Here is a 23,157-nt window from a genome sequence, read left to right as displayed (position 1 = left end):
CACTTTGCCGACCGAGGAGAATCTCTTCGCGGAGCTGTCCGCGTCGGCTCGTCTGGAAGACGTGGGAAAAGGCCGGCGTGGTGCCGTGCTCACCAAGATCGACGAGGCGGATGGTGTGCCTCTCGTACGTACTACCACTCAATACAGCAGCCCGGCGCAGCGCTTCCGTGCGGTGCACGAACGGCTGGCGCAACAGATTCAAGAACGTGCGGCGCTTCCGGTCGGCTTCAACAACGCTCTCATCGAGATCTACACGAACGATTACAGAACCATGGGCAGCCATTCCGACCAGGCCCTCGATCTGGCCGACGGGTCGTTCATCGCCGTTTTCTCCTGCTACCGGCATCCCGAAGCGAGCCCGCCGAGGAAGCTGATCTTCGAATCAAAGGGGTCTGGTGGCGAGAAGTTCGAGATCCCCCTCGCCCACAACAGCATCGTCGCGTTCTCTGTCGACTCGAATCGGCGACTCAGGCACAAGATCGTACTGGACACGCCCGTCCAGACGACGGACAGCCAATGGTTCGGTGTGACCTTTCGAACGTCAAAGACCTTCGTTCGGTTTCGCGACGGACACGCATACCTCCCGCAGGGTGAGCGCCTCATGTCGGCCGACGATGAGCAGAGGCACGAGTTCTACCGACTACGGCGCCGTGAGAACAAGGAAACGGACTTCATCTACCCCCTGCTGACGTACACCATCAGCGAGAGCGATCTGATGCCGCCCGCCTGACCTTGATCGTTCATGGTCGGTAGCAAGAGGCCGTGATCGAGGTCCATGATGCGGCTGACGATCTTCAACCCCCGAAGGGCGAGCCTGCCCGTGATCCGTCTTCAGAGGAAGGCCCGTGTCTCCCGTGCGCGCCTGCTCTTCGCCGATGGCGTCTGGTCGCGCTCCAGGATGCCCGTTCCGCGAAGGTCGAGGACGAGGAGTGGGGCATCGAGGGAGGCCCGGACTGGACGATCTGGGGAATCACCACCCATGACGGCGCCGTCGAGGTCACCGCTCATGGGTATGACGACCTCGACGGGAGTGATGGCATCTACGACTGGCACGTCTACGGCACGTCCGTGAGTGCCGGGAGTCCGAAGCCGTGAACTGCCCGTCAGAGGATCGGCGGGGACCGCGTGGGCTGAGCCCGCCTTCAAGGACGAGGCCTGCGCCCGGAGGTCGGATCAGGGCATCGCCAAGGCTTACAGCAAGCCGATGAACTCCCCTACGGACAGACCCGTGTCGTTGATGATGCGCCGCAGGGTTCCAGGCGGTAGATCCTTGCCCCGGTGCACGGGCACGACGGTGAACCGCCCCGACGGGCCCGTCATCATGTGATGGCTACCCTTGACCCTCGCGAGCGTGAATCCAGCCTTTTCTAGCACTTTGACCACCTGTGCCCCCGAAACCACAGGCAAAGGAGGCATCAGGCGACATCCTGCACGATGGTCAGTACCTGCGGTACACCGAACTCCTCGATCACCAGGTTGACGGCCTCGTACAGGTCAGCGACCGCCTCCTCCGGAGTCTCCCCGACCCCGTGAGCGCCTCCCCGAGGAAAAGAGGCATGAGCACCCCAGCTGCCGTCTTCTTCCTGCTCGAGCTCGTACGGGATCTGCACCATCCGCTTCATGTCGCCGAGTCTACGTCCCGGCCCTCCTCACGTCCCGGCAACGTCGTTGTGAGAGCGCGTCCGGGTCCCGTATTCCTCGCGGATCTTGCGGCGGAGCATCTTGCCGGACGGGAGGCGGGGGAGCTCGGGCGCGAAATCGATCGACTTGGGGCATTTGAAGGACGACAGGTTCGCTCGGGCGAACCGCATGATCTCTGCGGTCGTCGCGTCGTTCGCGGGGACGCCGGGGGCCGGTTCGACGACGGCCTTGACGGCCTCGCCGAGTTCGTCGTCGGGGACTCCGATGACGGCGACGTCCGCGACCAGGGGGCTCATGATGAGCGCGGCCTCGATCTCCTGCGGGTAGAGGTTCACGCCTCCGCTGAGGACCAGGTCGGTGCGGCGTTCCGACAGGTAGAGGTAACCGTCCTCGTCGAGATGGCCCAGGTCGCCGCAGGTGGCCAGGCCGTCGGGGGTGTAGGAGGCGCGGGTCTTGTCCGGGGCGTTGTGGTACTCGAAGCGGGGGCCGCCGCCGAAGTGGACCTCGCCTACCTGGCCGGGCGGCAGTTCGCGGCCGTCGGGGCCGAGGACGTGCAGGGTGGCCGGGGGCAGCGGGCGGCCCACGGAACCGGGGTGGGTCAGCCATTCGGGGGAGTCGATGCGGGTCATGCCGATGCCCTCGGTGGAGCCGTAGTACTCCACCAGGATCGGACCCCACCAGTCGATCATCGCGCGTTTGACGTCGAGCGGGCAGGGCGCGGCGGAGTGGAGCACCATCCGCAGGGACGAGTGGTCGTACCGGTCGCGGATCCGCGGGGGGAGCTTCAGCATGCGCACGAACATCGTGGGGACGAACTGGGCGTGCGTGACCCGACGGGCCTCGATCTGCGCCAGTGCCGTCTCGGCGTCGAACTTCTCCAGGACCACGGCGGTGCCGCCGTGGCGGTGCGCGCCGAGCGTCCAGTTGAGCGGGGCCGCGTGGTAGAGCGGGGCCGGGCAGAGGTAGACGGTGTCGCGGCCGTAGCCGAAGGACGTTCCCAGGTCCCGGTCGAAGGGGGAGCCGGTGCCGAACGGGACGCCCGGCAGCGGGCCGTCGATGCCCTTGGGGTCGCCGGTGGTGCCCGAGGAGTAGAACATGTAGCGGCCCTCGACCTGGTCGTCGAGCGGCTCGTCGGACCACTCGGCCAGGGCCGTCTCGTAGTCCTCGCGCCGGCCGGGGCCCGCGTTGACGATCAGGGTCCGGCGCAGCGCGCAGCCGGGGGCCGCCGGGTCGACCACCTCCGCCAGGGCGGCGGAGGTGATCAGGACCAGGGAGCCGGAGTCGTTCACGATGTACTGCGCCTCGCGGGCGGTCAGGTGCCAGTTGACCGGCGTGTACTTCAGGCCGGTGCGCTGGGCGGCCCAGACCGCCTCCAGGAACTCGGGGCGGTTCTCCATCATGATCGCGATGTGGTCGCCGGGGCGCAGGCCCTCGGACCTCAGCAGCCGGGCCAGCCGGGTCGACCTGGCGTTCAGCTCGCGGTAGGTCGTCACGGCGCCGCTCTCGGCCATGATCACTGCGGGTCTGTCCGGCTGTTGCGCCGCGTGAAGTCCGAGGTCCACGGCTGCTACTTCCCGGTGAGGAGACGGACGGCGTTCTCGGTCAGCATGAGGTCGATCTCCTCCTGGGACACGCCGCGTTCGTGCAGCAGCGGGAAGAACGAGGTGAACATGTAGGTGTGCGAGCGGCCCCACAGCTCCTCGTCCGCGACCGGCTTGATGTCGCGGAACACCTCTTCGGCGCGGTTCGGCGGGATCCAGTAGGCGGGACGCGGGTGGGCGTCGTAGCACATGTGGTCCTGCGAGAGGCAGATCTGCCCGGCGTAGCCGTCCCGGACGAGCCGGGCGATGTTGTCGGCGCGGTGCTCGTCCGCGGCGAGCCGGGAGATGCCGATCCGGTCGAACCCGACGAAGTGTCCGCGTTCCACGATCTTGAGCAGGACGTCGTAGTCCTTCTGCTCGTCCTGGTGGCCGATGAGGCAGCGGGACGGGTCGACCCCGGCCTTCTCGAACGCCTCGAGCTGCTCCTCGACCCCGGCCGCGTGGGTGGTGTGGGTGATGACGGCCAGCCCGGACTCGCGGGCGGCGATGCCCGTGGCGGCGAGGATCTTCAGGTCGTGCCGGCCCACCGGCTTGGACGTCGCGGTCTTGATGACGCCGGGGCGGATCCCGGTGCCGTCGATGCCGTTCTGGATCTCGTGCAGGTACAGCTCGGCGATCTCCTCGACCCAGCGCATGCGCCAGTAGTAGGGGATCCCCATGCCGTCCTCCTCGTGGTAGAAACCCGTGGCGGCGACGATGTGCATGCCGGTCCGCTCGCTCACCTCCTTCAGCAGCGTCACGTCCCGGCCGAGCTCGATGGGGCAGGGGTCGACGAAGGTCCGCACGCCGAACTCCTGGAGCTCGCGCATCCGCCCGACGGCGGTGGCGATCTCCTCGTCGCGGCCGATGGTGCCGCGGGGGTCGAGGTCCCAGCCGGCGAAGGCCACCCGCACGTGCTCGTGGACGAGCACCCTGCCCAGCTCGGACTCCTCCACCGGCCCGAGCACGCTCATCAGCGTCATTTCGTCTCCTTGGATTCTGCGCGTAGGAAGGTCAGCACCTCGATCAGGACGCCGTCCCGGTCGAACCAGAGCGCGGCGTGCGCGGTGAGCGAGCCGAAGTAGAAGAGTTCGGGCGCCGACAGTGAGGTGCCCCCGGCGGTCAGGGCGCGCTCGTGCGCGCCCTCGATGTCCTTGTCGAAGAAGGCCAGGCGCAGCGCCCCGGGGGTGTCGGCGCGGCGCTCGGGCACGACGTGGGTGAGCCCGTCCCGGTACTCGCGGAGCGTCACGGTCAGCGGCGCGGGCTTGGCGGGCACGATCAGGTCGAGTTCGCGGAAGGGCGTCCCGTCGTCACCGAGCCTTTGTCCTTCCGGGCTCGGCCCGATCCCGAGGACCGCGTCGTAGGCGCGTGCCGCGGCGTCCAGGTCCGCGACCACGACGGTGACCGCCTGCAGAGCCGTCCGGTCGCCCTGCACCAGTTCGACGCGCTCGCCTTCGGGGGCGTAGGTGACGACCAGGCCGTCCCGATCCTCGGCCTCCGGCAGCGAGCCGCGGACGGCCTCGAGGTCGGCGACCGTGAGGCGCAGCGCGGCGACGCCCGCGAGCCGCCCGCCCGCCGGGGCCTCCACCGGCGGGGGAGGGGTCGGCAGATGCCATTCGATGAGCTCCATCCCGGGCTCGCCGCTCCCGGGGGACAGCACCGCGACCCGGTTGGTGTGCGGCGGTGCGAGCCCGACGAGCGCGCCGGTGTTCTCCCGCACCGGGAGCCTCTTGGCCACCGGCATCCCGAGCAGCCCGGCGTAGAAGCCGACCGTGGCGTCCAGGTCGGTGCAGTTGATGTTGATATGCGAGAAACCGTGGACGGTCATGAGGCCTCCGCCAGGGACAGCACGTGCTCCCTGAGCCGGGCCCGGTGGTGGGACGGCGTCCCGTAGAGCCCCGTGAGGGTCTTCGCGCGCTTGAGCCAGAGGTGCAGGTCGTACTCGTAGGTGTACCCGATGGCGCCGTGCAGCTGGAAACCCGTCCGGGACGCCAGGTGCGCCGCGTCGGAGGCGGCGATCTTCGCGTGGGACACCGGCGCCTCGTAGTCGCCGTCCCCCATCGCCCAGGCCGCGGCGTGCACCACGGGCTCGGCGAACGTCTGCTTCAGGGCGGCGTCGACGAGCGCGTGCTGGACGGCCTGGAAGGAGCCGATCGTCCGGCCGAACTGCTCCCGCTGCGCCACGTAGCCGACGGTCATGTCGATGATGCGCCGGGTGGCGCCGATGAGCTGGGCGCTGGCCGCGAGCGCGCCGGAGGCCCGGGCGAAACGCACGTCCCCGGGCGTCACCTCGACGGTGAAGAGCTCCTCGCCCCCCGACAGCCGGGACAGCGGCATGGACTCGTCCAGCGTGGGCACGGGGATGAACGAGCCGGGCCCGACGGAGAGCGCGGTGATCTGCTCACCGCGGATCACGAGGACCACCTCCACGTCTTCCGCGCAGGCCACGAGCCCGCCGTGCTCGGCCACGCCCACGGTCGTCGCACCCTCGGCGAGCCGGGTGAGCAGGTCGGCGGCGGCGTCTCCCGGCGCGGAGGCCAGCAGCGCGGGGGCCACGGCGACCGAGTCGATGAAGGGACCGGGCACGGCCGCCCGGCCCAGCTCGGTCAGGCACAGCACCGCGGCTTCCCAGCCGAGCTCCAGGCCGCCGCGGGCCTCGGGGACGAGCGTCGCGTGCAGGCCCTGACCCGCGAGCTGGTCCCAGATCTTGCGGCGCGCGGACCGGTCGCCGGCCGACGAGCGCAGGGCTTCGGCGGGGAAGTCGCGGGTCAGCAGTTCGCGGACGGCCCCGGCCATCTCGACGTGGTCGGTGTCGAAGGAGAAGTCCATCAGTAGCTCCTGGGAAGGGCGAGTGCGCGCTGGGCGAGGATGTTGCGCTGGATCTCGTTGGTGCCGCCCCAGATGGTTCCGGGCAGCGCCGTGACGAGGCCTTCGAGCCAGCGCCGCAGCTTCGGGTCGTTGGTCTCGGGGAAGCCGGTGGCGCTCAGGATGTCCAGGGCGAGCTCGTTCAGCCGGACGTCGAGCTCGGACCAGTAGAGCTTGTCGAAGCTCGACTCGGCGCCGACGGACTCGCCGCGGCCGACCCGGGCGGCCATGGCCAGCACCCGCAGCCGGTAGGCGCGGGCGTCCTGCCACATCTGGGCGGCCCGGTCCACCAGGTCGGGGAACTGCCGCGCGACGGACGAGTCGAGCAGGGACAGCAGCCGTTCGGCCGCGCTGACGAACCGGCCGGGGCTGCGCAGCGCGAATCCGCGCTCGGAGCCGGTGGTGGCCATCGCGACCTGCCAGCCCCGCCCGACCCCGCCGAGCACGTCGTCGTCGGGGACGAAGACGTTGTCGAACTGGATCTCGGCGAAGCTCGCGTGGCCGTCGATCCGGGGGATCGGCGAGATGGTGACGCCCGCGGCGTCGAGCGGCATCAGCAGGTAGGTCAGGCCGCGGTGGCGTTCGCCGGGGTCGCCGGTGCGGAACAGGCCGAAGGCCATGTCCGCGGAGGCGGCGTGGGAGCTCCAGATCTTGCGTCCGTCGAGCCGGAAGCCGCCGGGCACCTTGGTCGCCTTGGAGGTGAGGGCGGCCAGGTCGCTGCCGGCGCCGGGCTCGGACCAGGCCTGGGCCCAGATGACGTCGCCCCGCGCCATCGGCAGGAGGATCTGCTCCTTCTGCCGGTCCGTCCCGTACTCCATGACGGTGGGAGCCAGCAGCGAGATGCCGTTCTGGGAGAGCCGGTAGGGGGCGTCCAAGCTGTGGTAGGCGTCCTCGAACAGCAGCCACTGCATGATGGACGCGTCCCGTCCGCCGTAACGGGCGGGCCAGGTGAGCACCGACCAGCCCGCTTCGAACAGGGCGCGGTCCCAGGCCCGGCTGCGCTGGACGGCCTCGGGGGTGCCGGGGGGCGAGTGGGCGCCGTCGGGGACGTTGGCCGCGAGCCAGGTGTGCGCCTCCTGGTAGAAGCGCTCCTCCTCGGCGGTGAGCGTGAGGTCCATCTAGTCCTCCTTCTTCGTGGTCTTGGGGCGGACCGCCGCGGGGATGCCCGAGGGGTCGAGGGGCTCGCCGAACTGGATGACGTTGTGCGCGTGGGCGAGCTGGTGCAGAGCGAACGCCGTCTGCATGGCGCTTGTCTGGCCCTGCGCGTCGAGCGTCGCGTTGATGGCCTCCTTGACGAGCTTGACCGCAAGCCTCGGCTTGCTCGCGATCTTCTCGGCGAGCCGCTGGGTGAAGTCCCGCAGCTCGTCGCGGGGCACGACGTGGTTGACCATGCCGAGGGACGCCGCCTCCTGGGCGCTCCACGACTCGGCCGTCATCAGCAGTTCCTTGGCCTTGCGCGGGCCGAGCTCCCACGGGTGGGCGAGCCATTCGACGCCGCCGATGCCGAAGTTCACGACCGGGTCGAGGAACTGGGCGTCCTCGGCGGCCACGATGAGGTCGCACACCCAGGCGAGCATGAGCCCGCCGCCGATGCACTTGCCCTGGACCGCGGCGATGGTCGGCTTGGCGAAGTCGCGCCAGCGCCTGCACATGTCGAAGTAGATCTCGTGCTCGCGGGCCAGGCGGCCTTCGGCGCCGCCGGCGTCCCAGCCGGCCCAGGTGCCGACGCAGTGGTCGGGCTCGGCGTAGCGGTCGGGGTCGGTGATGTCGTGTCCGGCGGAGAAGTGAGGGCCCGCTCCGGCCAGGACGACGACGGCGACGTCACGGTCCCTGGCGGCCAGGTCGAACGCCTCGTTCAGTTCGTACGTCATGGGCACGCTCTGCGCGTTGCGCTTCTCGGGGCGGTTCATCTCGATCCAGGCCACGGGGCCGTCGACCGTGTAGCGGACCGTGGTGAAGTCAGACACGATCACTCCTTTCATGTTACATGTAACATACTCGCATGGTGGGGGTGGTCCGTACGGAGGCCCCGGTTCAGGTCCGGTCGATCAGCAGGTGCCGGGGGTGCCCGCCCGCGCGGAGCACCGCCTCGACCGCCTCCCGCAGCGGCGCCTTCTGGATCTTCCCCGCGGCGTTCCTGGGCAGCGTCCGCACGGCCAGGACGTACCGGGGGGCCTTACCCCAGGCCAGCTCGGCGGCGACGTGCGCGCGCAGCTCCTCGACGGTCGGCACCGGTCCGGGCACCTCGACCGCCGCCGCGACCACCTGGCCGAGCCGCTCGTCGGGGATCCCGAAGACGGACGCCTGCGCCACCAGGGGATGGGCGGTCAGCGCGGTCTCGACCTCCTGCGGCGCGATGTTGGCGCCGCCGCGGATGATGAGCTCGCTGTCCCGGCCCAGCACCCGGACGTTCCCGTCCTCGTCCAGCACGCCCAGGTCGCCGGTGCGCAGCTCTCCGGCGACGACCGGCGCCTCCCGCTCCGAACGCCAGTAACCGAGCATCGGACGGTACAGGCCGGCGAACGGGCCGTCGTCCCTGGCGCCGAGGCAGATCTCGCCGGACGTCCCGGCCGGTACGGGCGCGCCAGAGGAGTCCCGGATCACCAGCCGCAGGTGCTCGAGCGGCCGGCCGCTGGCCCCGGGGACCTGCGCGGACGGGCTGTCGGGGGCGCAGACCGTCCCGGGGGCCTCGGTGAGCCCGTACGACCGGACGATCCGGTTGCCCGTCGCGGCCTCGTAACGCTCGGCGAGCCGCTGGGTGCACGCGGCCCCGCCCGACTCCAGCCAGACCAGGGAACGGAGCGTCTCGCGCGGGGACTCACACGTGTCGAGCAGGTCGTGGATGACCGTGGGCGGCACGCCGAGCTCCGCGACGCGGTGCTCGGCCACCCACCGGGCCACGACCTGCCCGGACGGTTTCGGGATCAGGACCGACCGGCGTCCGCTGAGCAGCGCCGCGACGGGGCCCAGCAGCATGATGTTCAGCACCATGACCGGCAGGCACGAGCCGAGGGGACCGTCGGGCCGGGTCCGCCGGCCGGCCACGCCGAGCGCGGCCAGCGCGAGGTTGTGCCCGCTGTGCACGACCCCCTTGGGGGCGGAGGTCGTGCCGCTGGTGAAGGCGATGGCGGCGGGGGCCGTCGGGTCGGCCGCGGCGCGCTCCACCGGGCCGGAACCGGAGCCGGCCTCGCCGGTCAGGTGGCAGCCGTCCGGGGGCGCGCCGCCGAGCAGCGTCTCGGCGGGCTCGTCCGCCACCAGGACGGCGGGATCCAGCCCGGCGACCAGCCGGGCCTTCTCCTTGGCGCCGAGTCCGGGGTTGATCCCCGCCCACACCGCGCCCGCCCGCTGCGCCGCCAGGAACAGCACGACCGCCTCGGTGTGGTTGCCCTGGCACGCGGCGACCACCCGGCCGGGGCCGGCTCCCCGCTCCCGCAGCCAGGAGGCGATCTCGTCGACCCGGCGGCGCACCTGGGCACCGGTCAGGCTCCGGCCGGCGTCCACCAGCACGACCCGGTCGGCGGCCTCGGCGAGCGCGGCGTCCAGCAGCCCGGTCAGATCGAGCGGAGCCCTCATGCCGCTCGACCCCTCCCGCGCTGGAGGGAGAACAGGATGACGGCGGCCAGCAGCAGCACGCCCGTCGCCAGTTCGCTCAGCGCGTCCGAGAAGTCCAGCAGCGGGGCGACGTTGATGAGCAGGGTCAGGAAGACGGCGCCGAGCGTCGCCCCGAGGAAGGAGCCCCTGCCGCCCGTGAGGTTCGCGCCGCCCAGGAAGCAGGCGGTGAACGCCGCCAGCACGTAGGTCGCGCCCGCGGAGTTGGAGCCCAGGCCGAGCTGGGAGGCGAGCAGCAGGCCGCCGACCGCCGCCATGAGCGCGACGAAGACGAAGCCGCCCGCCCGGATGAGGACGACCCGCGCGCCGCTGCGCCGGACCGCCTCCTCGGCCATCCCGGTGGCCCGCACGGTCAGCCCGGCGAGGGTGCGGCGCAGCCACAGGTCGGCGGCGACCACGAGGACCAGGAAGACGATCAGCACCACGGGGACCGGCCCCACGTTGTAGGAGAGCCCGTGGACCAGCCCCTGGCCGATGGCCCCTCCGGGCAGCGGGCGCATGATCGTGGCGATGCCCTGGATCACGCTGAGCGTGGCGATCGTGCCGATGATCGCGTCCACCCGGAGCACCCCGACCACGAACCAGTTGAGCAGGCCCACGGCGGCCCCCGCCAGCAGGACCAGGGCCACGCCGGGCAGGATCGCGACCGGCGAGGCCGCCGAGATCCAGAACGAGGCGAGCACCACGCTGAGCGTCATGGCGGAGCCGACCGACAGGTCGAACCCTCCGGTGAGCAGGACCCCCTGCTGGCCGATCGCGATGGCGATCAGCGGCAGCGCGCCGGTCAGCAGCGCGATCATGTTCGGGGCCGTCCAGAAGACCGGGGAGCGGGCGCCGGCGTAGAGCGCGAGCGCGGCCGTCATGGCCAGGACGATCAGGACGGGCAGCCGCGGAGAGGAGACGAGCCGGGCGAGTCCGCCCCGCCCGGCGGGCTTCTTCTCCGGGGAGGCCGGGACGTCCCGGGAGTGCCCGGCCGTGACGAACGCCTCGACGATCGTCGTCTCGTCCAACTCGTCGCCCCGCAACTCCCGGACGATCCGCCCGCGGGAGACGACCAGGACGCGGTCGCACAACCCGGCCAGTTCGGCGGCGTCGGACGAGGCGAGCAGGATCCCGCTCCCGGAGGCCGCCTTGTCGCGCAGGGCGCGGTGGATGTCCAGGCGCGCGCCTGCGTCCACGCCCTGCGTCGGCTCGTCGATGACCACGACCGACAGGCCGTCGTCCATCGCCCTGGCCACCACGGCCTTCTGCTGGTTGCCTCCCGACAGTTCGGCCACGGGCTGGTCGCGGGAGGAGGCGACGATGCCGAGCCGGCCGGCGAGCGGGAGGTAGACGGCCGTGTCACCGGTCCGGGAGACCGGGGCGAGCCGGGCCAGGGCGCGGCGGACGGGGAAGACGGCGTTCTCCATGACCGGGAGGTCGGGGAACATCCCGTCCACGTGGCGGTCCCCGCTGAGCAGCACCGCCCCGGCGCGCAGTGCGCGGCCCGGTGTCCAGGACGTCCTTTCTCCCTCGATCTCCACGGTTCCCCGGTACCCGGCCGCGCCGACGCAGGCGCGCAGGATCCGGCGCTGGCCGTTGCCCTCCGCGCCCGCCAGGCCGACGATCTCGCCGCGCCGCACGGACAGGTCCACCGGGCCGAAGCCCTCGCCGCACACGTCCTCCAGCCTGAGGACCTCGTCGCCGGGGTCGAGCGCGGCGGCCTTGGGAGGGAAGGCCAGGGAGGTCGGCACCCCGACCATGAGGTCGACGATGGAGGCCCGGTCCCACGAGCCGCGCGCGTGCTCGCCGACGATCCGGCCGCTGCGCAAAACGCTGATCCGGTCGGCGAGCCTTTCGATCTCGCCGAGCCGGTGGGTCACGTAGACGATGCCGACGCCGCGCGATCTGGCGGTGTCGACGATGTTCTCCAGCAGTTCGGCGCCGACCGCGTCGAGGCCGGCCGTCGGCTCGTCCAGGACCAGGACCCGCGGCTGGAACGCCAGCAGCCGCACCACCTCCAGAAGCTGGCGTTCGCCCGGACTCAGCTCGGAGACGAGGTCGTCGGTGTGCCACGGCAGGTCGTACTCGGCCAGGGACCGGGCGGCCAGGCCGGTGTCGCGCCGCCACGACGGGCGGGTGGCGCCGTGCTGGGCGAGCAGGAAGTTGTCCGCCACGCTCAGGCCGAGCACGAGCGAGGTGTCCTGGTAGGCGGTCAGCAGACCGAGCTCCTTGGCGCGCCGGGGGCCGGCGGGCCGCAGCGCCTTCCCTCCGATCAGAACCTGGCCCCGGTCGGCGCGGACCACCCCGGACGCGATCTTGATCAGGGTCGACTTTCCCGACCCGTTCTCGCCGACCAGGGCGTGCACCTCGCCCGCACGGCACTCGAAGCTGACGTCGTCGAGCGCGGGGGATCCCGCGTAGGACTTGCTGACCCGGGCGAGCCGCAACGGCGGCGACGGGGTGGCTGTGGACATGAGGACGTACTCCCGACGGTCGGACTCGGTGATCGGAGTGCGGGGGTTCCGGACGGGCCCGGAACCCCCGCGGCCCTACTTGCTCTGGTACAGGCTCTGCGCGACGTCGTCGTCGAGCAGCGGGAAGGCCGGCAGCAGCGGAGACAGCGTGTCGATGCCGTCGCCCGCGAGGTCGTACACGGTCGAGGCCGGGGCGAAGACGCTCGGGATCTGGACGTGGTCGGCGACCTTCTCGCCGGAGAGCCGCAGCAGAGCACCCGTGACGCCGACCCGGAACAGCCAGCTCTGGAACGGGGCGACCTGGGCGTCGATCTTCGTGCCCTTCTTGTTCTCGTCGTGGACGAACTTCAGGTACTCGTACGTCGCGGTGTTCGACACCACGAAGGGCGCGGGCTTGTCGGCGTCCAGCAGCGCCTTGAGCAGGACGGTCGGCGCGCTGTCGTAGAACAGCGCGTCGGGCTTCTCCTTGGAGCCCGCCAGCGTGGCGGCGATCTTGGCTTCGCCCTGCGGGGTCCAGTCGGTGTTGCCGCTCAGCGTGGTCTTCCAGCCGTGGGCGTCGAGCACCTTCTTCAGGCACGGCTGCCACTGCGCGGCGTACTGGTTGCCCGCCGGGCCGGTGTAGACGGCGGCGGAGCCGTTCTCGCCCCCGGCCTTCACGGCGGCCTCGGCCATCTGCGTCCCGACCGAGCACACGTCGGTCGCGACGTCGAAGGCGTAGTCCTCGCCGGGGGTCGCCCCGGCGAGCCCGGTGGTCACCGGCACGACCAGGATGCCCTTGGCGGTGGCGTCCTTGACCTGCGGCAGCGCCGAGGCGCCGAAGTCGAAGGCGCTGAAGACGACGTCGACGTTCTGGGTGACCAGGCTGCGGAAGTTGGACAGGAACGTCTGGAGGTCGCCGCGCGCGTCCAGGTGAATGATCTTGCGGACCCGGCCGGAGGCGACGGCCTGCTCGACCATCTCGCGGCGGAACACCTTCCGGCGGGTGGCCTGGCCGAAGGACTCGGCCATCGCGATCGTGACCGAGCCCGTGCCGGTGTCGCAGGAACTCTCCTCCGAACACCGGTCGGCGATCTTCTTCTGCTCCGGGGTCAGCGGCACCGAAGCGGTCTTGAGCGCGGCGACGACCGTCGGATCGAGCTCGGACACGGCGGGCGCGGCGCCGGTGAAGACCCGGTCGAGCGTCGCCTTCAGGTCTGCTTCCGGCACGTCGGGGACGGTGATCCGGCCGATGGACCTCTTCTCGCCGGTCGAGGGCTGGGTGGCCGAGTTGCCGCAGGCGCCGGCGAGGAGCGCGGCGACCAGCGACACGCCGACCGCGGCCGACCGGCTGGATCTCCCGATCCTGAGGGTTCTGGAGTGGTTGATGGGCATTTTTGCCTCCTTCAGGCGGGGGGAGCCGTGGCGGTGGCCACGGAAGGGGGTTCGCGCCGTGCCCTCCGGCGGAGAGCCGCCAGCGTGGTGGAGCCGACGTTCACGGCGGCGACGGCGAGGACGAGGACGACGCCCTGGACCAGGACCCGGTAGCCGGCGGGGATGTTCCGACCTGCGAGCAGCTGGTCGAGCAGAGTCAGGAACACGCAGGCCGCCACCGTGCTGGAGACGCTCGCGGTGCCGCCGTGCAGGAGGGTCCCGCCGAGGGCGACCGCGACGATGGTCGTGAAGAGGTACTGCTCGCCGAGCGTCATGTCGGGGCTGCGGACGAACCCGGCCGCGAGGACTCCCGCGACGCCGTACATCGTGGAGGCGAACACGTAGACCGCGGCCCGGTGGGTCCGCACCCGCAGGCCGAGCACCTCGGCGGCGGCCGGGTTGCCGCCGATGGCGACGAAGCGCCGGCCGGCCGGGGCGCGCCGCAGGAACCACGCCACCCCGACCGCGGCCGCCAGCGCGATGACCAGCACCACGCTGACCGGGCCGATGCCGGCGTGGGCCAGGTCGTACAGGGAGTCGGGCACCCGGCCGCTGGGGGACGGCGGGACGCCGAGCCACAGGAGGGTGACGCCCGAGATCACGCTCGCCGTCGCCAGCGTGACGATCAGGGCGTTGAGCCCGACCAGGCCGATGAGCAGCCCGTTGACCAGCCCGATCAGGGCCGCGGCGGCCAGCGCGATTCCGATCGCCGTGCCCAGCCTGGCCTCGACGGCGTCGGAGTGGTGCACGACCGCCGCCGCGACCAGGGTGATCGTGGCACCGGGCGAGAGGTCGATCTGGCCGGTCTGGAGAACCAGCTGGGTTCCGAGCGCGATGAGGACGAGCACCCCGGTGAGCGCGGTGACGGCCTTCAGCGAGGACCCGGACAGCACCTGGGGTTCGACGACGGCGATGACGGCGAGCAGCACGGCGAGCGCGACCCACACGATGCGAAAGCGCGCCGGGTAGCGCGCCTCCCAGACGGCCCGGCGTCGTTCCTCGCCCGGCAGCCGGGAGGAGGCCGCGGATTTCGCCGATCCGTTCGTAGCAGCGGCATCTCTCACTTCGATGCGTTCAGGCACATGCCCCTCCGGATGCGGTTTCTTCGACAGGCCGGGTATGCCTGTGATGTGAGGTCCGCCACAGGACGGTAGTTCGTCTACGCGTTACATGCAACATGTGAATTGGCCGATGGTGTGTTCACCTGCCCTGATAGGCTGATTTGCATGTTGCATGTAACACATGAACCCGCTGTGGAACCGTCCTGGGAGGGCGGGGCCCTGGGGCTCCGGCTGCGCCTGGCGGCGGAACAGGCCCCGGAGAAGACCGCCTACGTCGACGACCACGGCCCGGTGACCTATGCCGAGCTGCTGGAGCTGACCTGCGCCTGGCGCGCCGAACTGCGGGCCCGCGGCGTCGCGCCGGGCGACCCGGTCGCCTGGCAGCTGCCGAACTGCGTCGAGTCCGCCGCGATCTTCCTCGCCGTCCTCGACCTGGGCGCCGTCGCGGTGCCCGTCGTCCCGATCTACCGCAGGAAGGAGGTCTCCTTCATCTGCGGCCAGACCGGGGCGAAACTGCTGTTCGTGCCCGGAGGCGACCCTCGGTTCGACTTCGCGGCCGGAGTGGCCGACGACGTTCCGTCCGTGCGCGAGGTCGTGCCGGTACGGCCGGGTTCGAGGTGGCCCGCCACCCCCGCGGCCGACCCGCGTCCGGACGCGCACACGCCCGCGTCGGCCCGGGAGGTGGCGGTGGTCGTCTACACGTCGGGGACGGAGTCGAACCCCAAAGGCGTCCTGCATTCGCAGGCGACGCTCCTGTACGAGGTCGGGACCATGCAGCGGTTCCTGGGACTCTCCGGCGCCGACGTATTCTTCATGCCGTCACCGCTGGCGCACATCACCGGTCTGCTCAACGGGATCATCACCCCGATCAGCCTGGGCGGCACGACCGTGCTCCAGGAGAAGTGGGACGCCGCCACGGCCCTGCGGCTCGTCGAGCGGCACGGATGCACCTACTCGGTGATGGCCACCCCGTTCTTGCAGCAGATGTTCGCCCTCCCCGGGGCACGCGAGGCCCTGCGCGCCTTCCGGTATGTACGCTGCGGCGGCGCGGACATCCCCCGAAGCCTCATGGACGCGGCCGCGGCGTGCGAGGTGACCGTCCTGCGGGTCTACGGGCTCTCCGAGATCCCCACCGTGACCTGCACGCGCCCGGAGTGGGAGGCCGAGCGGCTGGCGGGCACCGACGGGGTCCCGCTGGAGAACATCCGGTTGCGCGTGCTCGACGAGGACGACCGCGAACTGCCCTCGGGCACGCCAGGGCACATCGTCGCGGCCGGTCCCGAGATGTTCCTGGGCTATCTGGATCCCGTCCTGAACGAGGGCGCCTTCACTGCCGAGGGGTTGTTCCGCACCGGCGACCTGGGGGTGCTCGACGCGGACGGACGGCTGCGGATCACCGGCCGCGCGAAGGACATCATCGTCAGAGGCGGCGAGAACATCAGCGCGATGGAGGTGGAGGAGGCGCTCCGGAAGCATCCGTCGATCTCGGACGTCGCGGTCGTCGGAGTGCCCGATCCCGTCATGGGGCAGCGCGCCTGCGCCTATCTGGTGACCGGCGACGCGCTCCTGGGGCCCGAGGAGCTCCGCGCGTTCCTGACCGGAACGGGGCTGGCGATCCAGAAGTCGCCCGAGCACGTCGTCCGGGTGGACGAGCTGCCGCGGACCCCCGCGGGCAAGGTCAAGAAGGAGGCGTTGCGGGCCTCGTTCTCCGAGCGGACCCCGTGAGACGTCAGGGGTTCTCCCGGTAGAAGTCGAAGATCCCGCGCACGTGGACCCTGGCCGCGTTCTCGGCCCGCCTTCCGTCCCCGGCCTCGATGCCGGTGAGGATCGCCTCGTGCGCGGTGACGATCTCGGTCAGCGCGCCGGGCTTGGCCGACATCCTGCGGGTCAGCAGCGTCAGCTGGGAACGCACCCGGCCGAGCTCCTGCTCGATCCGCTGGTTGCCGGAGCCGGCGATGAAGAGCTCGTGGAACTCCTGGTCGTGTTCCACGTGCGCGGCCAGATCACCGGTCCGCACCGCTTCGGCGTGCGCCTCGAAGGACGCCCGCAGCGCGGCCCTGCCGTCCGCGTCCATCCGCTTCGCCGCCAGCCGCGCCGCCATGCCCTCGAGCGCCTCGCGGTACTCGAAGAGCTCGGCCAGCCGTCCCGGGTCCCCGCTGAGCACCACCGCTCCGCGCCGCGGCGTCACGCTGACCAGGCCCTCGCTCTGCAGCCGGAACAGCGCCTCGCGCGCCGGGGTCCGGCTCACCTCCAGCTGCCGGGCCAGCTCCGGCACGCTGAGATGGGTGCCGGGCGCCAGCTCCCCGCTCAGGATCGCCGCGCGCAGCGCCCCCGCCACCCGGTCCAGCAGCAGCTCACCGCCACCGATCGGGCTCATCCGGATCCCACCCTCGGAGGACTCAGGCATGGACGACCCTTCCGGAGCAGAGGACAGAGCTATGTGTTACATGCAATTCTAGGCCACTTTCGCCACGCGGCATGCCGGCCACGACCGGCTCAGGAGCGGTGTTCGTGCTCGAGCAGGTCCATGAGGCGGTGCATGTAGGCGCGGAAGCGGCGGCGGGCCCGCGGGTCGTCGGACTTCAGGGCGTCGCCGTCGGCCTGCCCGATGCCTTCGGTGAGGAAGCCGTGAATGGCCCAGTCGAAGAGGCTCGCCGCCATCTCCACGTCTTCTTCCCCTCTTCCTTTGAGGATCGTCACGGAGAGAAGGCGGTGACCGATCTTTTGCAGCGGCGACCGATAGGACTGCTCGATATCAGATATGTCGCGAGCGTCGGAGAGCCAGCGCTGAGTCCACAGGAGGCCGAACTCGGGATGCTCGAAATAGAAGTCGAGGATAAGGTCGAGAGACGTGTGCGCCTCGGCGGGATCAGGGGAGGAATGAGCGGCGAGAGAATCGAGCAGAGCATGCGTCATGTCGGCGTATCTCTGCATCGAGGCCCGGTAGAGCCCCGCCTTCCCGCCCGCCGCCGCGACCGCTTCACGGTCCCTTCCCGCCGTTTCCGCGATCATGTCGACGGTGGTGTTGTCATAGCCCAGGAGCGCGAAGAGCCGCAGAGCGGTCTGGAGGAGTTGCTCGCCGTTCTCCGCGGTACCCGGTTCTGAGGACATGCCTGCATGGTATGAAACGGAATTTCCGCTTTGGTTCATGAGCTGATGAAGAAAGCATTCCGACGGGCGGTCAGCGCTCTTCCGCCGGGCCCTCGAAGTTCTCGAGGCCTTCCAGGTGGGTGCGGCAGCGGACGAGGAGCATGGCGGTGTCGTCCTGGAGCGGGCCGCTGAGGTGGGTGAGGAGGTCCCGGCGGAGGTTCTCCAGGGCCTCTTCGGGGTCGTCGGCCTTGAGGTGGGCGACGCGTTCGTCCAAGGGGTAGAAGCCGCCGGACGGGTCGCGGGCCTCGATGACGCCGTCGGTGTAGAGGAGGAGCTGGTCGCCGGACGTGAACGGGAGGCCGTAGGGCAGGGGAGGGTCCGGTTCGAGGTCGGCCAGGCCCAGCGGGGGAGCGGCCTGCTCGGGTTCGGCGAACAGGGAGGTGCCGTCGGCTCGGAGGAGGAGGGGCGGGGGATGGCCGTAGTTGAGGAGGGTGAGGTCGTCGTCGCGGATCTCCGCGAGGATCGCGGTGACGAAGTCCTCGCCCTTCAGGCGGCGGTTCAGGGCGCGTTCGAGCCGGGCGCCGACCGCTTTGATGTCGGGCTCGTCGGGGGCGGCCTCACGGAAGGCGCCCAGCACGATCGCGGCGGTCTCCACCGCCTCCAGGCCCTTGCCCTGCACGTCGCCGACGATGACGCGCACCCCGCCGGGGAACGACGCCACCTCGTACAGGTCGCCGCCGATCAGGGCTTCGGTGACCGCGGAGGTGTAGGACACCGCGATCCGCAGATGCCCGGCCTGCCGCGGGACCGGCTTGAGCAGGACGCGCTGCGCGGCCTCGGCGATCGAACGGACGTTGGCCAGCTCCCGCTCCCTGCGCTGCCGTCCCATGGTCGCCACGACGCTGGCGCCGATCACGCCGAGGAGCGTCCCCCACGTCACGGTGTTCTGGCGCGTTCCCAGCACGCCGTTGTAGACGGCCAGCACGGCGCACAGCAGCATCGCCAGCACGCCGATGGACAGGGCCCGCTTCACACCGCCGCTCAGGCTCGCGAACGCCGGGCCCAGCGACAGCAGGGGCAGGAACCCGTACTCGGGCCCGGTCACCGCGTCCGCGAACGCGATCGCCCCCATCATCGCGTAGGGCAGCAGCCCCAGCAGGAACCTGTTCCGGTTGGCGCTCAGCCGCACTCCCGCTCCCCGCCTGATCTGGCCGTTCCGTCGCCACGCTATCGGCGCCGACCGGCCTCGGCCACCCGTTTCACCAGGTATGCCGCGCCCGGCGGCCCCGCGGCGCCCCTTCGAGCAGGACGGCCGGCCCCTCAGGCGTCGGCGGAGGAGAACACCGGGTGCAGGCGGCGGGTGTGGTCGAGTCGGCGCACCGGGCCGGTGAGCGCCACCGCCGCGGTCAGGCGCGGGTCGGTGCTGGAGGCGCTCAGCCGCAGCTCCAGCTCCCCGGGCTCGACCCGGCGCGTCCCGTCGCGCCCGGTGAAGGAAGCCAGGTCGGCGGGCACGGCGACGCGGACACGGCGGGCCCGGCCCGCCGCGAGCGGCAGGCGGTGGTAGCCGATCAGCCGCTGCACCGGCTGCACCACCGACGCCACCGGGTCGTGCAGGTAGAGCTGGACGACCTCGGTCCCGTCCCGGTCCCCGGTGTTGCGGACGGTGAACTCCAGCAGGAACTCCCCATCCGTGCCGGTCTCGCCCCGGACGACGGCCAAGTCCGACCAGACGAAGCTCGTGTAGGCCAGTCCGTGCCCGAAACCGAAGGCGGGCGTCGGGTCCGTGCCCGACACGTCGGTGGCGTGGCCGAGCCGCGCCGCCAGGTACGTCGACGGCTGGACGTACGGGCGCCTCGGCACGCTCACCGGCAACCGCCCGGACGGGTCGACGCGCCCGCTGAGCACCCCGGCGATCGCCCCGGTGCCCTCTTCCCCGGGGAAGAACGACTGGACGACCGCCGCTGATTCGCCGACCGCCCGCCCGAGCGCGTAGGGGCGTCCCGCCAGCAGGACGACCACGACCGGAGTCCCGGTGTCCAACAGGGCGTCCAGCAGCTCCTGCTGCACACCCGGGAGGACGAGCGACTCCGCGTCGCACCCCTCGCCGCTGGTGCCGCGCCCGAACAGCCCGGCCCGGTCGCCGAGCGCCAGGACCGCCACGTCGGCGTCCCGGGCGACGGCGAGCGCGGCGGCGAAACCCTCCTTCCCGGGCCCGTCCACGGAGCAGCCGGGCGCGTGGACCAGCTCGCTTCCGGGGAACTCCGCGGTGAGCGCCTCCCGCAGGGTCGGCAGCGCGATGCCCGCCGGGACCCGGGGATGGTGCACCCCCACGTGCCGAGGGAAGGAATAGCACCCCAGCACCGCCGCGGGATCGTCGGCGTTGGGCCCGATCAACGCGATCCGCCGGGGCCGCGAGAGCGGGAGCACACCTTCGTTGCGCAGCAGCACCACGGCCTTCTCCGCGAGCTCCCGCGCGAGCGCCCGGTTCTCCGGCCTGTCGAGTTCGACCGTTCCGCGCAGCGACGCCGGGTCGTCCAGATCCGCCCCGGCGAGCGCCGGCGGGACGGGATCCCAGTCGGGGTCCAGCAGCCCCAGTTCGGCCTTCTGGGTGAGGACGCGCAGCGCGGCCCGGTAGATCAGCTCCTCCGGGACGCGTCCGGCGGCAACCTCCTCCAGCAGCGGCCCGCCGAAGGTCTTCACCGTGGGCAGTTCGACGTCGACGCCCGCCGCCAGCGCGGTCCCCGCGGCCTCGCCCCAGCTCCCGGCGACGCCGTGCAGCGTCTTGAGGAACGCGATGCCGAAGTAGTCCGCCACGACGGTGCCGGTGAACCCCCAGGTGTCGCGCAGCAGCCCGGTGAGCAGCTCCGCGTCCGCCGCGGACGGCACCCCGTCGAGGTCGGTGTAGGAGTGCATGACCGACCGGGCGCCACCTTCCCGGACCGCCATCTCGAACGGGGGCAGGATCACGTCCGCGAGTTCGCGCGCCCCCATGCCGACGGGCGCGAGGTTGCGGCCCGCCCGCGACGCCGAGTATCCGGCGAAGTGCTTCAGTGTGGCGACGACCCCGGCGGCCTCCAGCCCCTGCACGTAAGCGGTGCCGATGGTCCCCACGAGGTAGGGGTCCTCGCCGATGGTCTCCTCCACCCGGCCCCAGCGCCCGTCGCGGGTGACGTCCAGGACGGGGGCGAGGCCCTGGTGGACGCCGACCGAGCGCAGGTCGCGGCCGATTCGCCCGGCGACGCGCCGCACCAGGTCCGGGTCGAACGATGCGCCCCACGACAGCGGCACCGGGTAGGCGGTGGCCCGCCAGGCGGCGAACCCGGCGAGGCACTCCTCGTGTGCCATCGCGGGGACGCCGAACCGGCCGGTGCCGACGATCCGGCGCTGGGTGCGCACGAGGGACAGCGCGCCGAGCGCCGGGTCGACGGGCGCGGTGCCGAACGGGCGGGTCAGCTGGCCGAGCCCGTCGGGGAGCAGCTCCTCCAGGTCGGGGGGCTCCTCCATCTCGTGCTGGTAGGGGGCGACCTCGCCGCCCTCGTCGGACGCCCCGACCCAGACGCCGAACAGCTGGGCGACCTTCTCGGGGAGGGTGAGCTCGGCGAGCAGCGCGGCGGCGCGCTCGTGCGGGGGCAGTGAGGCGTCCCGCCAGGCGGGGGCGGCCGTTTCGGTCTCCAATTCGCTCTCCATACGCGGGTCTACTTTCCCCCGACGCCCATCAGGCCCTGGATGAGGGCCCGCCGGGCGAACAGGTAGACGATGAGGATGGGCAGCATGGACAGCACGACCGCGGCGAGCAGGCCGGGGACGTTGACGCCGTGCTGGGTGCGGAAGTCGTAGAGGCCGAGGGTGATCAGCTTGGTCTCGGCCGACTGGGTGAGGACCAGGGGGAAGAGGAACCCGTTCCACGCCTGGAGGGCGGAGAAGACGGTGATGGTCGACAGCCCGCCCTTGGACAACGGCAGGACCAGCCGGAAGAACATGCGTCCGGCCGAGGCGCCGTCGATCGCCATCGCCTCGTACAGCTCCGTGTGGATCTCCCGCATGACGCCGGTGAGGACCAGCGTGCACACCGGCAGCGAGAACGCGGCCGTCGGCAGGATCACCCCGACGAGGTTGTCGTACAGGCCGGCCTCGCTGATGACGTAGAACATCGGCACGATGACGGCCTGCGCGGGGACGGCCAGCCCGAGCAGGAAGAGCCGGAAGACCACCGTCGTGGCGCGGCCCCGGCTGCGGACGATCGCGTACGCCAGGGGCGGTACGACCAGCAGCACGATGGCGACGACGGCGACGGTGACGATGAGGGTGTTGAGGAAGTAGCGGCCGAATCCGCCGTCGAACACGTCGAGGTAGTTCTGGAGCGTCAGCCGTCCCGGGACGCTCAGCGGTCCGCCGGCCGAGTAGTCGGAGCGGCTCTGCAGGGACGCCGCGAGCATCACGTACAGCGGCAGTCCGACGACCGCGAGCCAGACGAGAGAGCCGAGTCCGGCGAGGTGGTTGGGGCGTCCGCGCATCAGACCCCCTCCGTGCTTCCGCGCATCCGGTCGTAGCCGGACAGCCGCACGACCAGGAGGGAGATGAGGGTGGCGGTCACGACGAGCACCAGCGAGACGGCCGAGGCGGCGCCGAACTGGAAGCCCTTGAACGCCTTGTCGTACATGTAGTAGGCGGTGATCGTGGTGTCGGTGCCGGGCCCGCCCTGGGTGAGGATGAGCACGGTGTCGAAGGTCGTCAGGCCGCCGACGACCATGAGGATCACCGAGGTGATGATCGCGTTGCGCAGTTGCGGCAGGGTGATGTGCAGGAACCTGCGCACCCGTCCCGCCCCGTCGATCTCCGCGGCCTGGTAGAGCACCTGCGGGATGGCGCGCGCAGCGCCCTGGTAGATCAGGGTGTGGAACGGGGTGAACTGCCAGACGCCCACGAAGACGAGGACGGCGATCGCCCCGCTCTGGGAGCTGAACAGGTTGCCGTCGCCGAACAGCCAGCGGGCCTCGGCGGGGACGCCGAAGTTCGGGTCGAGCAGGGAGCGCCACAGCACCGAGACGGCGGTGGCCGACAGCAGCAGCGGGACGAAGTAGATCGCGGACAGCAGGGCGCGGTTGCGCTGCTTACCCGCCGCCCACACGCCCAGCAGGATGCTCATCGGCGTCTGGAACGCGACGCCGAGCGCGGTGAGCAGCAGGCTCAGCCAAATGCTCTTGAGCATGACGGGGTCGTCCAGCAGCGCCGACCAGCTGTCCGTCCCGACGAAGGCGGGGTCGCCCAGGCCGTTCCACTCGGTGAAGGACAGGACGGCGACGAGGACGAGCGGGACGAGGGCGAACAGGGTGAAGAAGACGGTGGCGGGCAGCGCCCAGAGGAATCCCGGGCGGGTGGACGCGGCTCCGGGCCGCCGCGCGGCCCGGAGCTTGCCCGCGGTGGTCGCGGTGAGAGTGGTCATGG

The 23,157-nt window shown here is 71.3% G+C and carries 21 protein-coding genes; 3 read left to right on the top strand and 18 right to left on the bottom strand.

What is annotated here, in order from left to right; all coding sequences use genetic code 11:
• The first annotated feature begins 4 nt into the window (after positions 1 to 4).
• Together ABGB12_RS29820 and ABGB12_RS29815 are read left to right on the top strand one after the other, a co-directional pair.
• Positions 5 to 730, top strand: coding sequence for a hypothetical protein (locus ABGB12_RS29820; RefSeq protein ID WP_347682922.1), 726 nt, complete (start codon positions 5 to 7; stop codon positions 728 to 730).
• A gap of 32 nt (positions 731 to 762) precedes the next feature.
• Positions 763 to 1,095 carry a hypothetical protein gene (locus tag ABGB12_RS29815; protein ID WP_347682920.1) on the top strand — a complete coding sequence of 111 codons (333 nt, stop codon included), beginning with the start codon at positions 763 to 765 and terminating at the stop codon, positions 1,093 to 1,095.
• A gap of 96 nt (positions 1,096 to 1,191) precedes the next feature.
• Here the strand turns inward: ABGB12_RS29815 and ABGB12_RS29810 are convergent, their stop codons facing one another.
• The 12 genes from ABGB12_RS29810 to ABGB12_RS29755 form a co-directional block, all read right to left on the bottom strand.
• The gene (locus ABGB12_RS29810) at positions 1,192 to 1,416 is read right to left on the bottom strand and encodes a type II toxin-antitoxin system HicA family toxin (protein WP_347682918.1); all 225 of its coding nucleotides are present in this window, start codon (positions 1,414 to 1,416) and stop codon (positions 1,192 to 1,194) included.
• Complete coding sequence (locus ABGB12_RS29805; RefSeq protein ID WP_347682916.1) at positions 1,416 to 1,622, bottom strand: hypothetical protein; 207 nt, start codon at positions 1,620 to 1,622, stop codon at positions 1,416 to 1,418. The genes ABGB12_RS29810 and ABGB12_RS29805 overlap by 1 nt, the downstream gene beginning before the upstream one ends.
• 27 nt (positions 1,623 to 1,649) lie before the next feature.
• On the bottom strand, positions 1,650 to 3,203 hold the full coding sequence (locus ABGB12_RS29800; protein ID WP_347682914.1) for an acyl-CoA synthetase: 1,554 nt from the start codon (positions 3,201 to 3,203) through the stop codon (positions 1,650 to 1,652).
• 5 nt (positions 3,204 to 3,208) lie between these two features.
• A complete protein-coding gene (locus ABGB12_RS29795; RefSeq protein ID WP_347682912.1) occupies positions 3,209 to 4,204 on the bottom strand; it encodes a hypothetical protein in 996 nt (331 codons plus the stop codon).
• Positions 4,201 to 5,049 (bottom strand): VOC family protein, encoded by an 849-nt coding sequence (locus tag ABGB12_RS29790; protein ID WP_347682910.1) that lies wholly within the window; start codon positions 5,047 to 5,049, stop codon positions 4,201 to 4,203. The genes ABGB12_RS29795 and ABGB12_RS29790 overlap by 4 nt, the downstream gene beginning before the upstream one ends.
• Positions 5,046 to 6,050 carry an acyl-CoA dehydrogenase family protein gene (locus ABGB12_RS29785; RefSeq protein ID WP_347682908.1) on the bottom strand — a complete coding sequence of 335 codons (1,005 nt, stop codon included), beginning with the start codon at positions 6,048 to 6,050 and terminating at the stop codon, positions 5,046 to 5,048. Before ABGB12_RS29785 ends, ABGB12_RS29790 begins: the two co-directional genes overlap by 4 nt.
• Positions 6,050 to 7,204, bottom strand: a complete 1,155-nt coding sequence (locus ABGB12_RS29780) for an acyl-CoA dehydrogenase family protein (protein ID WP_347682905.1) — start codon at positions 7,202 to 7,204, stop codon at positions 6,050 to 6,052. Before ABGB12_RS29780 ends, ABGB12_RS29785 begins: the two co-directional genes overlap by 1 nt.
• Entirely contained in the window at positions 7,205 to 8,053 is an 849-nt protein-coding gene (locus tag ABGB12_RS29775; RefSeq protein ID WP_347682903.1) for an enoyl-CoA hydratase, read from the bottom strand.
• A 67-nt stretch (positions 8,054 to 8,120) separates the two neighbouring features.
• A complete protein-coding gene (locus ABGB12_RS29770; protein ID WP_347682901.1) occupies positions 8,121 to 9,659 on the bottom strand; it encodes a class I adenylate-forming enzyme family protein in 1,539 nt (512 codons plus the stop codon).
• Positions 9,656 to 12,151 (bottom strand): ATP-binding cassette domain-containing protein, encoded by a 2,496-nt coding sequence (locus ABGB12_RS29765; protein WP_347682899.1) that lies wholly within the window; start codon positions 12,149 to 12,151, stop codon positions 9,656 to 9,658. Before ABGB12_RS29765 ends, ABGB12_RS29770 begins: the two co-directional genes overlap by 4 nt.
• 75 nt (positions 12,152 to 12,226) lie before the next feature.
• Positions 12,227 to 13,522, bottom strand: coding sequence for a substrate-binding domain-containing protein (locus ABGB12_RS29760; protein WP_347682897.1), 1,296 nt, complete (start codon positions 13,520 to 13,522; stop codon positions 12,227 to 12,229).
• Positions 13,523 to 13,533: 11 nt separating this feature from the next.
• A complete protein-coding gene (locus ABGB12_RS29755; protein WP_347682895.1) occupies positions 13,534 to 14,643 on the bottom strand; it encodes an ABC transporter permease in 1,110 nt (369 codons plus the stop codon).
• Between the two features lie 144 nt (positions 14,644 to 14,787).
• On the opposite strand from ABGB12_RS29755, the gene ABGB12_RS29750 reads away from it, so the two are divergent.
• Positions 14,788 to 16,347 (top strand): AMP-binding protein, encoded by a 1,560-nt coding sequence (locus ABGB12_RS29750; RefSeq protein ID WP_347682893.1) that lies wholly within the window; start codon positions 14,788 to 14,790, stop codon positions 16,345 to 16,347.
• A gap of 4 nt (positions 16,348 to 16,351) precedes the next feature.
• Here the strand turns inward: ABGB12_RS29750 and ABGB12_RS29745 are convergent, their stop codons facing one another.
• The 6 genes from ABGB12_RS29745 to ABGB12_RS29720 form a co-directional block, all read right to left on the bottom strand.
• The gene (locus ABGB12_RS29745) at positions 16,352 to 16,999 is read right to left on the bottom strand and encodes a GntR family transcriptional regulator (RefSeq protein ID WP_347682891.1); all 648 of its coding nucleotides are present in this window, start codon (positions 16,997 to 16,999) and stop codon (positions 16,352 to 16,354) included.
• Positions 17,000 to 17,118: 119 nt separating this feature from the next.
• The gene (locus tag ABGB12_RS29740) at positions 17,119 to 17,772 is read right to left on the bottom strand and encodes a TetR family transcriptional regulator (RefSeq protein ID WP_347682889.1); all 654 of its coding nucleotides are present in this window, start codon (positions 17,770 to 17,772) and stop codon (positions 17,119 to 17,121) included.
• A gap of 31 nt (positions 17,773 to 17,803) precedes the next feature.
• On the bottom strand, positions 17,804 to 18,901 hold the full coding sequence (locus tag ABGB12_RS29735) for a PP2C family protein-serine/threonine phosphatase (RefSeq protein WP_347682887.1): 1,098 nt from the start codon (positions 18,899 to 18,901) through the stop codon (positions 17,804 to 17,806).
• Between the two features lie 131 nt (positions 18,902 to 19,032).
• Positions 19,033 to 21,399: a glycoside hydrolase family 3 N-terminal domain-containing protein gene (locus ABGB12_RS29730; RefSeq protein WP_347682885.1), complete on the bottom strand. Its 2,367-nt coding sequence runs from the start codon at positions 21,397 to 21,399 to the stop codon at positions 19,033 to 19,035.
• 8 nt (positions 21,400 to 21,407) lie between these two features.
• On the bottom strand, positions 21,408 to 22,226 hold the full coding sequence (locus ABGB12_RS29725; protein ID WP_347682883.1) for a carbohydrate ABC transporter permease: 819 nt from the start codon (positions 22,224 to 22,226) through the stop codon (positions 21,408 to 21,410).
• Complete coding sequence (locus ABGB12_RS29720) at positions 22,226 to 23,155, bottom strand: sugar ABC transporter permease (protein ID WP_347682881.1); 930 nt, start codon at positions 23,153 to 23,155, stop codon at positions 22,226 to 22,228. Before ABGB12_RS29720 ends, ABGB12_RS29725 begins: the two co-directional genes overlap by 1 nt.
• Between the last annotated feature and the right edge of the window lie 2 nt (positions 23,156 to 23,157).

The organism is Actinocorallia sp. B10E7 (assembly GCF_039871655.1).
In the GTDB taxonomy this organism is placed as follows: domain Bacteria; phylum Actinomycetota; class Actinomycetes; order Streptosporangiales; family Streptosporangiaceae; genus Actinocorallia.
Note: the sequence above shows the minus strand (reverse complement) of the source record. Positions and strands in the feature narration are given on the sequence as shown.

Bases quoted from the DNA above. Each gene is read 5' to 3' on its own strand.
- ABGB12_RS29810 (WP_347682918.1), bottom strand. From the start codon at position 1,416: ATGCCTCCTTTGCCTGTGGTTTCGGGGGCACAGGTGGTCAAAGTGCTA.
- ABGB12_RS29805 (WP_347682916.1), bottom strand. From the start codon at position 1,622: ATGAAGCGGATGGTGCAGATCCCGTACGAGCTCGAGCAGGAAGAAGAC.
- ABGB12_RS29795 (WP_347682912.1), bottom strand. From the start codon at position 4,204: ATGACGCTGATGAGCGTGCTCGGGCCGGTGGAGGAGTCCGAGCTGGGC.
- ABGB12_RS29790 (WP_347682910.1), bottom strand. From the start codon at position 5,049: ATGACCGTCCACGGTTTCTCGCATATCAACATCAACTGCACCGACCTG.
- ABGB12_RS29785 (WP_347682908.1), bottom strand. From the start codon at position 6,050: ATGGACTTCTCCTTCGACACCGACCACGTCGAGATGGCCGGGGCCGTC.
- ABGB12_RS29780 (WP_347682905.1), bottom strand. From the start codon at position 7,204: ATGGACCTCACGCTCACCGCCGAGGAGGAGCGCTTCTACCAGGAGGCG.
- ABGB12_RS29770 (WP_347682901.1), bottom strand. From the start codon at position 9,659: ATGAGGGCTCCGCTCGATCTGACCGGGCTGCTGGACGCCGCGCTCGCC.
- ABGB12_RS29765 (WP_347682899.1), bottom strand. From the start codon at position 12,151: ATGTCCACAGCCACCCCGTCGCCGCCGTTGCGGCTCGCCCGGGTCAGC.
- ABGB12_RS29760 (WP_347682897.1), bottom strand. From the start codon at position 13,522: ATGCCCATCAACCACTCCAGAACCCTCAGGATCGGGAGATCCAGCCGG.
- ABGB12_RS29750 (WP_347682893.1), top strand. From the start codon at position 14,788: ATGTTGCATGTAACACATGAACCCGCTGTGGAACCGTCCTGGGAGGGC.
- ABGB12_RS29745 (WP_347682891.1), bottom strand. From the start codon at position 16,999: ATGAGCCCGATCGGTGGCGGTGAGCTGCTGCTGGACCGGGTGGCGGGG.
- ABGB12_RS29740 (WP_347682889.1), bottom strand. From the start codon at position 17,772: ATGAACCAAAGCGGAAATTCCGTTTCATACCATGCAGGCATGTCCTCA.
- ABGB12_RS29730 (WP_347682885.1), bottom strand. From the start codon at position 21,399: ATGGAGAGCGAATTGGAGACCGAAACGGCCGCCCCCGCCTGGCGGGAC.
- ABGB12_RS29725 (WP_347682883.1), bottom strand. From the start codon at position 22,226: ATGCGCGGACGCCCCAACCACCTCGCCGGACTCGGCTCTCTCGTCTGG.
- ABGB12_RS29720 (WP_347682881.1), bottom strand. From the start codon at position 23,155: ATGACCACTCTCACCGCGACCACCGCGGGCAAGCTCCGGGCCGCGCGG.